The sequence below is a fragment of the Paracrocinitomix mangrovi genome, from assembly GCF_019740355.2.
GTDB classification, from domain to species: domain Bacteria; phylum Bacteroidota; class Bacteroidia; order Flavobacteriales_D; family Crocinitomicaceae; genus Paracrocinitomix; species Paracrocinitomix mangrovi.
The window spans coordinates 104,289-117,153 of record NZ_CP091819.1 but is presented as its reverse complement, the minus strand read 5'-3'; the positions used below and the strand labels follow the sequence as shown (position 1 = coordinate 117,153).

General features: G+C 33.7%; 19 protein-coding genes. 17 read left to right on the top strand and 2 right to left on the bottom strand.

The window, feature by feature from the left end:
* The first annotated feature begins 23 nt into the window (after positions 1 to 23).
* The 13 genes from K6119_RS00470 to K6119_RS00410 all read left to right on the top strand — a co-directional run bounded on the left by K6119_RS00470 (position 24) and on the right by K6119_RS00410 (position 9,205).
* A complete protein-coding gene (locus K6119_RS00470) occupies positions 24 to 650 on the top strand; it encodes a hypothetical protein (RefSeq protein WP_221834523.1) in 627 nt (208 codons plus the stop codon).
* 32 nt (positions 651 to 682) lie between these two features.
* A complete protein-coding gene (locus K6119_RS00465) occupies positions 683 to 1,168 on the top strand; it encodes a hypothetical protein (RefSeq protein ID WP_221834524.1) in 486 nt (161 codons plus the stop codon).
* A 9-nt stretch (positions 1,169 to 1,177) separates the two neighbouring features.
* A complete protein-coding gene (locus K6119_RS00460; RefSeq protein WP_221834525.1) occupies positions 1,178 to 1,675 on the top strand; it encodes a hypothetical protein in 498 nt (165 codons plus the stop codon).
* Between the two features lie 62 nt (positions 1,676 to 1,737).
* On the top strand, positions 1,738 to 2,199 hold the full coding sequence (locus K6119_RS00455) for a hypothetical protein (protein WP_221834526.1): 462 nt from the start codon (positions 1,738 to 1,740) through the stop codon (positions 2,197 to 2,199).
* A gap of 5 nt (positions 2,200 to 2,204) precedes the next feature.
* A complete protein-coding gene (locus tag K6119_RS00450; protein ID WP_221834527.1) occupies positions 2,205 to 2,666 on the top strand; it encodes a hypothetical protein in 462 nt (153 codons plus the stop codon).
* A gap of 28 nt (positions 2,667 to 2,694) precedes the next feature.
* Positions 2,695 to 3,357, top strand: coding sequence for an XAC2610-related protein (locus tag K6119_RS00445; protein ID WP_221834528.1), 663 nt, complete (start codon positions 2,695 to 2,697; stop codon positions 3,355 to 3,357).
* Between the two features lie 126 nt (positions 3,358 to 3,483).
* A complete protein-coding gene (locus K6119_RS00440) occupies positions 3,484 to 5,250 on the top strand; it encodes an APC family permease (RefSeq protein WP_221834529.1) in 1,767 nt (588 codons plus the stop codon).
* A 35-nt stretch (positions 5,251 to 5,285) separates the two neighbouring features.
* Positions 5,286 to 6,323 carry an acyltransferase family protein gene (locus tag K6119_RS00435; protein ID WP_221834530.1) on the top strand — a complete coding sequence of 346 codons (1,038 nt, stop codon included), beginning with the start codon at positions 5,286 to 5,288 and terminating at the stop codon, positions 6,321 to 6,323.
* A gap of 46 nt (positions 6,324 to 6,369) precedes the next feature.
* A complete protein-coding gene (locus K6119_RS00430) occupies positions 6,370 to 6,600 on the top strand; it encodes a hypothetical protein (protein WP_221834531.1) in 231 nt (76 codons plus the stop codon).
* Between the two features lies 1 nt (position 6,601).
* Positions 6,602 to 7,237 (top strand): hypothetical protein, encoded by a 636-nt coding sequence (locus K6119_RS00425; protein WP_221834532.1) that lies wholly within the window; start codon positions 6,602 to 6,604, stop codon positions 7,235 to 7,237.
* Entirely contained in the window at positions 7,237 to 7,566 is a 330-nt protein-coding gene (locus K6119_RS00420) for a hypothetical protein (protein WP_221834533.1), read from the top strand. The genes K6119_RS00425 and K6119_RS00420 overlap by 1 nt, the downstream gene beginning before the upstream one ends.
* Before the next feature lies 1 nt (position 7,567).
* Positions 7,568 to 8,350 (top strand): DUF4348 domain-containing protein, encoded by a 783-nt coding sequence (locus K6119_RS00415; protein ID WP_221834534.1) that lies wholly within the window; start codon positions 7,568 to 7,570, stop codon positions 8,348 to 8,350.
* A 57-nt stretch (positions 8,351 to 8,407) separates the two neighbouring features.
* Positions 8,408 to 9,205 (top strand): hypothetical protein, encoded by a 798-nt coding sequence (locus K6119_RS00410; RefSeq protein WP_221834535.1) that lies wholly within the window; start codon positions 8,408 to 8,410, stop codon positions 9,203 to 9,205.
* 10 nt (positions 9,206 to 9,215) lie between these two features.
* Here K6119_RS00410 and K6119_RS00405 read toward each other — a convergent pair whose 3' ends face one another.
* Complete coding sequence (locus tag K6119_RS00405) at positions 9,216 to 9,755, bottom strand: hypothetical protein (RefSeq protein WP_221834536.1); 540 nt, start codon at positions 9,753 to 9,755, stop codon at positions 9,216 to 9,218.
* 28 nt (positions 9,756 to 9,783) lie between these two features.
* Positions 9,784 to 10,578 (bottom strand): hypothetical protein, encoded by a 795-nt coding sequence (locus K6119_RS00400; RefSeq protein WP_221834537.1) that lies wholly within the window; start codon positions 10,576 to 10,578, stop codon positions 9,784 to 9,786.
* A 140-nt stretch (positions 10,579 to 10,718) separates the two neighbouring features.
* On the opposite strand from K6119_RS00400, the gene K6119_RS00395 reads away from it, so the two are divergent.
* Genes K6119_RS00395 through K6119_RS00380 form a run of 4 tightly spaced genes read left to right on the top strand, consistent with a single transcriptional unit; the run spans position 10,719 to position 12,859 of the window.
* Entirely contained in the window at positions 10,719 to 11,621 is a 903-nt protein-coding gene (locus K6119_RS00395; protein WP_221834538.1) for a T9SS type A sorting domain-containing protein, read from the top strand.
* A 13-nt stretch (positions 11,622 to 11,634) separates the two neighbouring features.
* Complete coding sequence (locus tag K6119_RS00390; protein WP_221834539.1) at positions 11,635 to 12,189, top strand: hypothetical protein; 555 nt, start codon at positions 11,635 to 11,637, stop codon at positions 12,187 to 12,189.
* A gap of 8 nt (positions 12,190 to 12,197) precedes the next feature.
* The gene (locus K6119_RS00385; protein WP_221834540.1) at positions 12,198 to 12,344 is read left to right on the top strand and encodes a hypothetical protein; all 147 of its coding nucleotides are present in this window, start codon (positions 12,198 to 12,200) and stop codon (positions 12,342 to 12,344) included.
* Positions 12,345 to 12,403: 59 nt separating this feature from the next.
* Positions 12,404 to 12,859, top strand: a complete 456-nt coding sequence (locus tag K6119_RS00380) for a hypothetical protein (RefSeq protein WP_221834541.1) — start codon at positions 12,404 to 12,406, stop codon at positions 12,857 to 12,859.
* The last annotated feature ends 6 nt before the right edge of the window (positions 12,860 to 12,865 follow it).

Sequence of the window (12,865 nt, the reverse complement as noted above, 5' to 3'; positions counted from 1 at the left end):
ATAATGGAACCTAATTTGGTTGCATGAGACCAATTATATTTTTACTCTTTTTAGGGCTGTTTACTCAATGCGATTTTGAAAATGAGAATGTTGATTCACTTAGAATTCCAGATTCAACAGAGACGGTCCAAAATACTGACACCGTTAATAGTGAACTAACCTCTTTTATTCCTGAAGGATATGAAATTCTGGCTTTTGAAAAAGGAGATCTTAATCAAGATAATTTAGACGACTATTTATTGGCGCTTAATCAAGTTGAAGAAGATACTGTAATGAATATTGATAATGGACCTGCCAGGCCTTTGTTAATATTATTGAGAAATCAACAAAACACTTTAAATGAGCTTTACAGAAATGACAGTATTATTTACTGTTATGGATGCGGAGGGATTTTTGGTGATCCCTTTGCAGGTATGGAAATAACAGACAAAGGATTCATTGTTTATCATTACGGAGGTTCAGCATGGCGTTGGACTCATGATTTGTTTTTTAGTTTTCAGAAAGAAAACAAAAACTACCAACTAGACAGTATTCAATCTGCCTCGTTTCATGCCGGAGATATAGATTCCACCTATGAATTAAACACTGATTATCAGAAAGATATTGGAACAATTTACTTTGACCAGTTTAATGTTTACAAGCAGAATTAATTCATTATTTTTAGCCATGTAATACCCAAAACATGAGGAATCTATTTATTCTTTTATCTATTTCAATTCTATCAGCTTGCAATTCAAATGGAAATTCAAATGAAGGCAATGCAACAAGAGGAACATTGGACACTCTGGAATTAGGAATGAATCTTAACATGAGTAAGTTTGAACTGTATTCACATCTTGACAGTATGGTGCGACAAGAAAGAGCATATTTTTTGAACGGAGGCTACGCATTTGATTTCGATTTTGGTCCTACTGCCCGCATTAATCCAGATTATAGATCTGACACTTTATTTCAATTATCCTACAGAATAATCCCACAATACGAATGGGAAAGTGCGAAAGATGTATCCCTTAAATTTGAGTCCATTTACAAAAAACAGTATGGTAGGCCGGATGAGGTAAATAATGAGAGTGATGGAGAAGTTTACAGTAGGTGGGATTTTGAAAATGTCCAGTTAGAAGTTGTTCATACGCCGCATCATTGTTTTGTCAATTACAATTTGAAATAGCATCTAATAATGCGAGGTAAAATTGAAATAAAAACGGATAAAAGCCTAGAGGAAATGCAGGCTTATCTAAGAAGACACACCTTTAACATTAAACTCGGAAAAGCTAGTTTTGGAACAGGAATCACATTGATAAAAGCAAGCTGGAATAAACTAAATAATCCTGAAAATTTTAAATTAAGTTTTGATATAGGTGCTTTATCACCTTATACGACAAAGTGTTCTTTAATTCCATTTGACAATGGTTCAAAATCTATTCTGAGAATAGTTTTATTCCCTAATATCTTAACAATGGTATTTCTGTTCATTATGTCAATCATGTTAATTTATACCATCATTTCATTCGGAATTCACAACTATGGAACACCCGTATTTTTAATTTCTATGTTTGTTCCTTTAGTTTTATTTGGAGCCGTAGTAGCAGTATGGTTTGTAATTTGGCAATCCTATGCCAACAAACTAAAAAAACAGATTATTGCTTCTTTTGATGATTCAATTAAAATAATGTAGAACATTTTAAAATGACTCGGTATTACACAACAAATCTATCGCAAGCAGAAATACTGTCTAAAATGAAGGCACATAAAAATCCTCGTATTAGTTTTACGGTTTTCAATTCTTATGCTGTCAAAATATATAAAAATGGATTCTGGTATGGCAGAGCCGGTAGAATAGGAAAATATGGCAGTCCCCAGCCTACTTCAAGAGCATATTTCCAAAGTTCGGAAGATGAAAAACCAACACTTCTCAAAATTAAAACAACACCTTATATTCCAGGTTTAATTTTATTGTTTGCTGTTTTAACCTTTGTAGTTGTCTCTACGCTAAACAGTCATGGAAATTGGATAGTAAATGGAGAAACTGTAGCGGTAACAAACAGCTTAAAAATTCAGGTAATCTTTTATACCTCTCTATTCTTAGGTATAATATTATTAATTGGAGGCTATCGCCCGGCTTACTTTAGTCGCAAATGGATAGAAGATAAACTACAACTTCATAGAATTTCTAAAGATGAATACAACAATTTGAAATAGCCGTAATGAACATCTTCTTATCAGAACATATTGAAGTTATTGAGCTTGAGAACCTGGAAAAATTCAAAGAAGAAATGAAGTCTCGGGTAGGAAAAAGAGATTTAGCTGATCTATCCAGAAACAAATCTTTCTATGGTACAATTAACAAGAAAGGCTTTTTAATTGAGAAAAATGAATTGGTTAAAAACTTTGGAAATCCTGTTTTAAAAGGTACATATACAGGAAACAAAGTAAGGCTTGAATTAGTTGTCCCTAAAAGGATGTTTGGCATGTTGTTAGTTTGGATATTAATGGTTCCAATTGGTTTTATGGCTAGCGATATGGACAATAAAATTCAAATCATTCCAATGATCACAATAATTGTTTTTGTTTTCTGGTATGCTATAGGATTGCTTTTGTACAATCTAGGATTAAATGCAGCATTAAATGGTATGCGACAAATAAAAGAATTGGCTGATAATTGCTAATGAAACATGTTTAAAAAATCCCAAAACAATGAAACTGATTCCATATTTACTTTTGCTTATTTTACTCTTTTCTTGTGACGAAACCTCCAAAAAATCAGAAGGAAAGGAAGAACACATTGAGTTGATAACAGCTCCAACTTATAATCTGGAAGATACTTTATCTACTTTTCTTACCACTGCACTTTTGCAGGATACTTTAGAACAAGACAATTACGACCCTTTTTATTTTTTTAAATCCGGACATCTGTTTACAGACACAGCTAATCACGCCATATTTATCAAAGAAGTTGAAGGATTATTTGTGATGGATATATGGAAACAGGAAGATAATTTTTGGCTCAACACAGGTCATATTGATACACTCCCCTCTAGTCTATTATCTTTTAATATCTCATTCATTGACTTCAATTTTGACGGATACAATGACATTTTTATCAATACCTCTTGTTCCAATGGATATGCCATGATCAGGGGATATCTTATCATAGTTGATCCTATAAACAAATCATTATTTTACCACAATGAAGTGGCTGATTTTGCCAATTTTAGTGTTGATTCAAAAAGAAAAATTGTCATTGCAGAACAGTTTACTGAATGCAACTCCTCATTTAAATCACCACCGGATGAAGTTCATTTCAAATGGAAAGATAGTCTTCTGGTGGAAGTGAATAGGATTAATAAATGCCGCTAAATGCTATCTTACTTGAAGTAATGAAATTCTTGATCATTTTTTCTTTACCTTTAAAAACACGCTCCTAAATAATTGGTTGAACTATCTATTTAGATTATTGTTCAATTAATAGAACCTTACAATTACATGGACAAAGAACGTAAAAAGCTAAATCAACTAGCTTCAACGGCAATTTGTGGTAATGATATCAGCTCATCTGTATTGTATGTTTCAGCATTATCTATAGGATTTGCTGGTCAATATGCCTGGATCACCCTACTTATTGTTTCATTGATTTTATTCCTTTTCAGAAGAATTTATGGAGAGGTTGTAGGTGCTTTGCCATTAAATGGTGGAGCCTACAATGCTTTGTTGAACACTACAAGTAAATCAACTGCTTCTTTTGCTGCAACATTGACCATTTTATCATACATGGCAACTGCAGTTATTTCTGCCAATGAAGCTATACATTACCTGCATCACATCATCCCTTCCATGCCCATCATTATCATGACGATTGTTTTATTGGGAATATTTGCAACGCTTACAATTCTTGGAATTACAGAATCTGCCAAAGTAGCAATAGGAATCTTTTTGTTTCATCTAGCTTCCTTGTTACTGTTAAGTGGATTTATCGCGTACTATTTGATGCAGAATGGTATTTCAACCTTTACTGATAATTGGAACACACCTCTCTCGGATGGAAAGTCAATTGCTACAGCTATTTTCTTTGGTTTTGCAGCCTCCATGCTAGGAGTTTCAGGCTTTGAAAGTTCTGCCAACTTTGTAGAAGAACAACAAAAAGGAGTGTTTCCAAAAACATTGAGAAACATGTGGGCAATTGTGAGCGTGATAAATCCGTTAATGGCTGTTTTTGCTCTGGCGCTCTTTGCTATCCCTACCCTACAATCAGATTCTTATCAAGAAACGCTTCTGGTTGAAATGGGGCAAGAAGTTGGTGGTAATGGTATTGCTACTTTAATATCCATAGATGCATTCCTGGTTTTAAGCGGTGCCGTATTAACCAGTTTTGTCGGTGTATCAGGATTATTGGAGCGAATGACGTTAGATAGAATTATGCCTCCATTTTTCTTGAAAAAGAACAAAAGAGGAAGCTCTTATCGCATCATTATCATGTTCTTTATCATGTCCATATCTGTATTGTTGATTACAGAAGGAAATGTAGCGCTTTTAGCAGGTGTTTATACCATCTCATTTCTCTCTGTGATGGCCCTTTTTGGTATCGGAAATATACTTTTGAAAATTCGTCGTAAACGACTTCCACGTCCCGAAAAAGCATCATGGCTGGCAGTACTGATTGGGATTGCGGGTGTAATAACCGCTTTGATTGGGAACATTGTTTTGCCTCCAAAAGACGATTTACCAAGTAACCTGAGGGTGTTTATGTATTACTTCATCCCCTCTATTCTATTTGTAATAGCAATGCTCAACAGAACCATGCTTTTAAAGTTAATTCTGCGGATTTTGGAAGCCTCTTATAGGCCTATTCAAGGTTTTTTTGTGAAGGTGGATAAAAGGATCAAAAAAACGATTGATAAAATCAACTCGCAAGAATTTGTGTTTTTCACGAAAGGAGATAGTATCGAAACCTTGAACAAAGTGATGCTTTATATTTCAGATAATGAACACACCAAAAGACTTAAGATTGTTATTGTTGAAAATGACAAAGTAAAAATACCACCTAAATTCGAGGATGAAATAGATTTCCTGGACAGAGAATATCCCAAAATTGACATTGAATTTATTGTAGAAAATGGTGAATTCTCGCCTGATTTAATTGAGAATTTGTCAGAAAAATGGAACATCCCTATCAACTTTATGTTCATAGGTTCTCCGGGAGATAAATTCCCTTATAAGGTTTCAGAGCTTGGTGGTGTTAGGTTGATTATTTAGGAAATCATACCTTTAGGCCGCAAACTGCATTTTCAATGAAATACATCAAGGGATACGATACTTTAAGGGCCTTTTCTATCATACTGGTTCTGATCAATCACCTTGGCGTATTGCAATTTTTACCTGAGACAGATTTTTACCGACAAAGAGTTTGGCTGCTAGTTTCAGGAACTACCGGAGTTCAAATCTTCTTTACTTTAAGTGGTTTTTTAATCACAAGAATTTTATTACAAGAACTCAATGAACACAGGAGTATCAAGTTTGTTTATTTCTACATCAGACGATTCTTGAGATTACTTCCTCCACTGATTATTTTCTACACGGTGGTGGCAATACTCATGAGCCAAAACATGCTCCGCCCTTCGGCTCATAGCTTTCTTTTGTCTTTTGCTTATATGTACAATTTTGTTCCCAACAAACTCTACATCCCTGAATTAGGACACACCTGGTCATTGGCATTGGAGGAACAGTATTACTTAATTTGGCCATTTATTATCAACTTCTTGAATAAGAAATTGATTTACGTATTTATCGCGTTGATTATCATGGCTTGTTTCGCAGCTTTGTACATCTATCCTCAATATTACTTTGTCAACCATTATAAGACAGAACGTTGGTTCATTCCTGCTGTTGCTCCTGTAATAATTGGATCTTTGGCAGCTCTTTTAATCAACCAAAAAGATGCTGTTTTTGGTCCATATTTCAAGCAAAAGTATGCGTCAGTGTTGGTAGGATTGTTACTGTTTTTATTTCCCCTTTACACACCATTTATAAAACCAAGTTTTATCGTTCAATCAATTGGTATTTCCTTGTTTTTAGTTTGGTTGTTGTACAATCAAGAATCTAGGTTAACTGCAATTTTAAACAATAAACTCACCTCTTACATTGGTCGTATCTCCTACGGAATTTATGTTTATCAAGGTTTATTCTTGCGCACCAGCCCGGGCGGAGAATTATGGATTCAAAAATTTCCTCAAAACATCATTCTTACTTTGTTGGTGGCTATTTTATCCTTTGAATTGATTGAAAAGGCAGTTTTGAAACGCAAAAGAAATTTCAGTAGAGCTAAGTAATACGAAGCTAATAAAAACGTATCTTAAGCTTACCAAAACTTATGTCATGATTATTCTTGGATGGGTATTATTCATTGCTGGAACGTTGTCAGCTTTATTGGCAGCATTTGTAGCATTTGCTAAAGCTACGGTAGATGACAATGTTACAAAATTGGAAATGTGGTTTGGATTTTATCTAATTAAGTATCCTAAATGGTTAATAATTTTGGCAAGCGGAATCCTTTTATTGTTTTTAGGAAGAGGAATTCTTGTACAAGAAGGTGTAGCAACATTTTAAGATGATAAATCCTTTTTTAAATTTTTACAAGGACGACCAAACGCAAAAAGATGCAATTGTTTTGGAAGAGTTGGTGAGTAATTTAAACATTACTTATCAGCCAGCAAAAAGTAGCTTTACAGATTCTTTAAAAGGATTTGAACTATTGACTCACCTATTTAATTGTAGAGTCTATAGAAATTTCTGTTTTAAAAATGGAAATCGGCAAACATTTTATCTATTAGAAGTAGTTGCAGCTCATAGAACAAGCAAATTTACTGTCTATTCTATTCAACCTTCTACTGAAGAATACAGAATCTATCCATTTGTAGTATTTAAAACTTCTCTGACTATTGGACATGTTATCGTTCGTCCTGAGACCATATCAGATAAAATAACTGAACTTATTAAACCCGTAGAAGTAGATTTTAAAAATCATAAATCATTTAGTTTTAAATACTTTGTATCTGCAGCAGATAAAGATTTGGTTACATCAAATTTCCCTTTTGAATTAATGGATTATTTAAATAAACAAAGGAATATTTCACTTGAATTCAAAGATGGATTATGTTTAATGAGGCACAGTAAAGCAATTAATATAAAAGATGGGGTTGAATTGTGTAAAATAGCCTCAGATATTCAGCAAATTTTAGCTTAATGATCAAGCAAACTTTTCAAACATACAACGGTTTTCAATTTGAACTTATTTTTGATAAGCACGGATATTGTCTTTGCCCGGTTTGTGGAGAGAAAGCTAAAAACAAAGATTGGAGACCTTATGATGAAAATGGATATCCTTCGTATGATATTTGTGCATGTGGTTTTGAATTTGGCTATGATGATGGTGGCGAACCTCCTTTTGACAAAAGCTGGGAATTATATAGAGAAGAATGGTACAAAGGCGAACTTGATTTTGGCAATAGCAAATCCTTACCTAAGAAAATAAAGGACCAACAATTGGATCAGCTGTTAAATTCAGAAAAATAAAATGAAACAACTATATTATCTATTCATTGCCCTAATTTTTGTTTCGTGTCAATCAGATCCGATTGAAGAAGAAAATGGCGCAAACAACAATGACACAATTACTGAACAATCAATTATTGACAGTACACTTGAAGATGACGGTCAAACTTTTGGTCAGTTCTTTAATGATTTTATTTGGGATAGAGAGGGACAACAAAATCATATAGAATATCCCATTCAACAAGGTGACAAATTAATCACCTTTCCTGAAGACTGGGAATATGAGCCATTTTTCACACAAAGATCTTACGTACCTGTTTTAAATTCTGACGACAAGCATTCAAGAAGTCTCAAAACAGAAGAAGAAGATGTCACAGTTTCATTTATTTATTTTCTAACTGAAGAAGCACAGAACTATTACTTTACCAAATATTCTGGAGAATGGATGTTACGCAAAATAGACCGCACCCCTCTCAATCAAATAAATGATGCCAGGTTCATTGATTTTATCACACAATTTTCGCTGGATTCAGTTTATCAAATCTCTCATATACAATTTCCATTGCCTGATCATTATCCTGATGATGAATACGCCAATGTGGAAGACACGCTTTATCAAGACGAATGGAAATACTTCAACATGCTTGAAGAAATTGAAGGATTGATGTATTATAACGAACCTACCAACAGCAATATCAGGTATATCAACTACAATGGTGTCGAGAATGGTATCTCGTTACATTATACATTTGAACGAATTGACAACGAATGGAAATTAGTGATGATTGAAGATTTTTCTACTTGATTGAAAAGTTTTTAGCTTCTTCCGTAACCCATTCTAATCTTTTCGTTTGTATTTCAAATGAATAAATTACTCATTCTCGTTTCATATTTTGCTGGTTTAAATTCATTTAGCCAAGAAACTAGTTCATTTAAAATCCCTGATGAAAGATGCTTTATTTACAACGGCTCAAATCAAGGAGAATGTCATCTTTTGAGCCTATACCTTGATAGTACTTATCACATTACCATCATTCCTAAAAACAGTACCAGTTGTTGGATGTGGGGAGGATTTTCAGGTAAATTCCAAGTATTACATGACACCCTGATATTTGAAACACCCGCCTATTCTAATTTTTTATCCGGAGACACCAACAGCTACCCTGAAGGAAAAGTAAAATACCTTATTTCCAAAAACAGAAAACTTATTGGTCTCTCTGAAAAATCAGCATTGGCACCGAAATATCAATTGAATAAAACTAGAGGCATAGAAAAATCGTTCCCTACTTCTGAATTTCATGGAAGTTGGTCTTTAGATTCAATCGTCTATAGGAAAGATTCAAACGCTATTATCTTGATGCCCAATGCTAATTGTACATCTAAAACTGACAGCTGTATTTCATTAATTGATTTCACCTTTAACAAAGGTGGCACATTTCAAATCCTTCAAAACTATTTCAAATCTCCTTTCATAGAGTTTACCGGTAATTGGGAAGTAAGAAAAATTAAAAGCGGGAGATACTCCTATCTTTATTTAACCAACACAGGTGTTCGAGATTACAATGAATTATTTGATTTTCAAGGAGTATCTCATTGTTTCTTTGGCGAACTAGAAATCACTAATCGAAAAGGATTCATTCTTTACTTTCACAGGAAGTAATCTATAAATCCTATTTACACCCATACCTCAAGTGATAGCAAACTACACTCCAGGGTGATATTCCATCATCAATATTTTCCTCTAAATCATAATTGACCTTTAAATATTTACCATCATTTTTACTGATCAGTAAATTGCGTTCTTTTGACCATTCTACAATTGGCATTGTCGATTCAGTGTATTTGTTTTCAAAGAGGTTTATTTCTTTAACTACCTTGTTTAATAATCGTGAGCATCCATCTGAATATGCAGCTTTTACATCCCCAACGTGTATCGTATGTATCTTATAATTATAATCCATTTTTAAAGTGTACATACCACTACAACTGTCTTGTGCAGATAAAATATTGCATTGATTGTTTTCTACATTTAATGAATCATACGTCCTTAGAATGATAAAATGGAATCCCATTGAATCTAATTGAGATAAGCTATTAGCAATCTGAATATCCATCCATTGATTGGCAATTTCAATGCTATCCTTATTGAATTGACATCTACCACTTATTGAAAATGAAAATAGTACTAAACAAAAAAGGTGGAATTTCATGTTATGAAAACGACTTCTTAATAGATAGTTACAACTTCACCTTCTTCGACTTAAATATCTGCGTTAATCCGTCTAAAGAATCATAAGTAACATTTGACTTTCCTATTAACCTTTGCTGATGTGGTTGTAAATCTCCTTCTACCTTTTCAATGGAATAAGTTGTTACCGTAATTTCATCTGCAGATTGAATATCAATTTCTACTGTTTCAATTTCATAAATGCGTTGCCACCAATATTCTTCTTCTGTATCTTTCATATCAGTTGTGGTATAATAATTATCTGTACCTAATTCTTTCACATAAACAACATCATGATCTTCATTAAGGGCATGTAAAAAATAAGTCCAGTATCCACCGTTTACTGCAGATACTTGATGATATCTATAAGTAATAAAATAATCATAGGAACCTTCCATAAAATGATATCCATAATGTAGAGAATACCAATTCCAATCATCTTCATTCAACAGATGCTTAAAAGTATGATACCAACCTCCTAATTCTGAGTTTGTATCTGTGGTATCCACAAGCCATTGCTCAATGTGATAAGTAGGAATATAAAATTCTCTGCTATCTGACAGAGAATCGTTTACCATAAAAGCTAAACCTGATAGGGCAAATGCTGAGTCTATATGCAATGGTAATTCAACAGTTTTATAGTGACTTTTAAAATCTTCAAAGGATGTTGTATCACCTACAAAAACTTCCATTTCTATATCAGTCTTACCATCTAATTCTTCTGAATTTTGTGAAGTTTTTTCTTCATTACCACAGGCTACTGCCAAAAAAGCAAACAGCCCATAAACCGCTAATTTCCTAGTCATCTGATAAAAGTAAATAATAAATCACTCTAACAAATGACAATCTATTATATGAATACAACCGCTAATTTTTCGTTTAATAAGTGGTGTAATTTTATTTTGATCATTTTAACAGATTCTTTAAATTGCTGTAAAGTAATACTATGCGATTTTTGACCCTCTCAATGCTGTTGCTTCTTTGTGCAAGAAGTTATAGTCAGATACCCGATTATTTTGCCAATGACCCCAGATGGACTCTAGGTGAATGGAACACTAATCCATGGCCTCCTCCAACAATAGAATCCAGTTCAACTTATTCTGTTTATGTAGATGGAGATTCAACCATTGGCGCCTTTACCTATCATAAACTTTATTCAAATGGTGAAACCTATACAGGTGGTCCAACACCTTCTAATAGCTGGACCGGCTCATTTTATGGATTACTGAGACAAGAAGGTCGTAATTATTATTTTTACGAATCCAATTCCGGTAGTGATAGCTTGTTAATGAGTTTTGATTATCAAGTGGGTGACACAGTTCATGGAGATGTCTTTTACGGATGTGGACTTAGTCAAGATACTATTCAAAAAATTGACTCGGTTTTAATTAATACAGAATACCGAAGGGTATTTTATCTTGATTCAATTAATGGACCCGTTATCACAGAAGGTATTGGACATCAATTAAATATCAATAACATTACCGGTGGATTATATTCAATGGTATGTCAGGGTATAGGATTTGACTATTTCATCATGTGTTATGGTTTTGGAAACACATCTTATTGGGATAGTCAGGGAACAGGAGGAAATTGTTATCTAAATATTGGAATTTCGGATGAAGAAAAAGTAGATTTTTCCATCTTCCCCAACCCTGCTTCTGAATTCCTTCAAATCAATTCATCTCAGCCAATAAAGACGGTATCTCTTTACTCCCTGGATGGTAAAAAGTGCTTAGAGACTTCTTCAAATTACCTAAATATAAGTCAGTTTTCTGCTGGACAATATCTCATTCAAATTGAATGGACCAATGGACAGTTCAGCAGGGAATTGGTAATTATTGAATAGTAAATAATTTACCTTGAATAAGTTCATCTTACAATTATCAATTCTGTTGCTTGCCACATATACAGTTGCTTGTAACAATGAAACAAATTCTTCACAAAACAAAGAAGAAATGCTAGCTGAGGACACCATTTACAATTATTTCAATGAACAAAATGAGATAGATTCCACTTTACTCCTTCACTTATGCAGATTAAATGAAAGATGTGGTGAATGGGGAGGAGATTTAGAATGGGTCACCATTTCAAAAAACCCTAACAGTAATGCAACAATCAAATACGAATACGTTGACTTATGTTCTAAAGACAACTACTGCTTTGCTCCCTTTCTTTGCCTGGAAAGAGATTGTGACACGCTTGAACTATCATTAACTACAAAACATGAAATTTTGATTAAAGATGCATTGGTTCAATTAAAGGACAATAGGGTAACAAAAGATGAATTTCCCGTTTTTGGTAATATGACTCAAGTACTTTTTTCTGATTCTTCTTTGATAATTCAAGGAACAAGATCATTTACGTGGCCTGCATTAGATTCATTAATTACGGAAATAAAAGAGAACTCCCTTTAGACCAAAACATGAAAAAACTCCTGATTTTCATATTGACCTATATCTCCTTTTTAATCTTGTTATCGTGCAGAAATGTATGCGGAGACAAAGCCAAGTACTGGGATTATAATAAAGAAGATAATAAAGTAAAGACTGATACAACTCAATCACAGTAATCATAACTGTGCTTCCAAAATCATTTTTTCGTAGATTTAGTCAATTAACTGAAAGAACTATGAAATCCATACTAGCAATCTTATCCATTAGTTTATTAATGATTTCGTGCAAAAAAGAGGGTTGTACAGATACAACCGCTTTAAACTACAATGCTGAAGCAGATGTAGACGACGGTACCTGCGTTTATCCTGAGCCGGATCCAAGGGAACCATATCTGGGAAATTATTGGGTAACAGATTCTACATGGATTTTTGGTTCTTTTTCTGAAGAAAATGTATACACACTTCAAGTAACTACAGGAGGTACAGCTTCTGATACTATTTATTTGAACAATCTTTGGAATGATGGAGTTGCGTATTTTGCTATTATGGCCGGAACTAATTTCTCCATCCCTTCTCAACAGGTGAGTGGCCCTTATTATGCAGAAGGATCAGGTAATTTCACAAATGATGTTATAACTTATCAAACATCAGGTGATGCCTATGTAAATCACGGAATCGGACCTAAGCAATAAAGGTTT

What these genes read in the sequence shown, in the direction of transcription:
- K6119_RS00470 (WP_221834523.1), top strand. Translation starts at nt 24, where the DNA reads ATGAGACCAATTATATTTTTACTCTTTTTAGGGCTGTTTACTCAATGC.
- K6119_RS00465 (WP_221834524.1), top strand. Translation starts at nt 683, where the DNA reads ATGAGGAATCTATTTATTCTTTTATCTATTTCAATTCTATCAGCTTGC.
- K6119_RS00460 (WP_221834525.1), top strand. Translation starts at nt 1,178, where the DNA reads ATGCGAGGTAAAATTGAAATAAAAACGGATAAAAGCCTAGAGGAAATG.
- K6119_RS00455 (WP_221834526.1), top strand. Translation starts at nt 1,738, where the DNA reads ATGAAGGCACATAAAAATCCTCGTATTAGTTTTACGGTTTTCAATTCT.
- K6119_RS00450 (WP_221834527.1), top strand. Translation starts at nt 2,205, where the DNA reads ATGAACATCTTCTTATCAGAACATATTGAAGTTATTGAGCTTGAGAAC.
- K6119_RS00445 (WP_221834528.1), top strand. Translation starts at nt 2,695, where the DNA reads ATGAAACTGATTCCATATTTACTTTTGCTTATTTTACTCTTTTCTTGT.
- K6119_RS00440 (WP_221834529.1), top strand. Translation starts at nt 3,484, where the DNA reads ATGGACAAAGAACGTAAAAAGCTAAATCAACTAGCTTCAACGGCAATT.
- K6119_RS00435 (WP_221834530.1), top strand. Translation starts at nt 5,286, where the DNA reads ATGAAATACATCAAGGGATACGATACTTTAAGGGCCTTTTCTATCATA.
- K6119_RS00430 (WP_221834531.1), top strand. Translation starts at nt 6,370, where the DNA reads ATGATTATTCTTGGATGGGTATTATTCATTGCTGGAACGTTGTCAGCT.
- K6119_RS00425 (WP_221834532.1), top strand. Translation starts at nt 6,602, where the DNA reads ATGATAAATCCTTTTTTAAATTTTTACAAGGACGACCAAACGCAAAAA.
- K6119_RS00420 (WP_221834533.1), top strand. Translation starts at nt 7,237, where the DNA reads ATGATCAAGCAAACTTTTCAAACATACAACGGTTTTCAATTTGAACTT.
- K6119_RS00415 (WP_221834534.1), top strand. Translation starts at nt 7,568, where the DNA reads ATGAAACAACTATATTATCTATTCATTGCCCTAATTTTTGTTTCGTGT.
- K6119_RS00410 (WP_221834535.1), top strand. Translation starts at nt 8,408, where the DNA reads ATGAATAAATTACTCATTCTCGTTTCATATTTTGCTGGTTTAAATTCA.
- K6119_RS00405 (WP_221834536.1), bottom strand. Translation starts at nt 9,755, where the DNA reads ATGAAATTCCACCTTTTTTGTTTAGTACTATTTTCATTTTCAATAAGT.
- K6119_RS00400 (WP_221834537.1), bottom strand. Translation starts at nt 10,578, where the DNA reads ATGACTAGGAAATTAGCGGTTTATGGGCTGTTTGCTTTTTTGGCAGTA.
- K6119_RS00395 (WP_221834538.1), top strand. Translation starts at nt 10,719, where the DNA reads ATGCGATTTTTGACCCTCTCAATGCTGTTGCTTCTTTGTGCAAGAAGT.
- K6119_RS00385 (WP_221834540.1), top strand. Translation starts at nt 12,198, where the DNA reads ATGAAAAAACTCCTGATTTTCATATTGACCTATATCTCCTTTTTAATC.
- K6119_RS00380 (WP_221834541.1), top strand. Translation starts at nt 12,404, where the DNA reads ATGAAATCCATACTAGCAATCTTATCCATTAGTTTATTAATGATTTCG.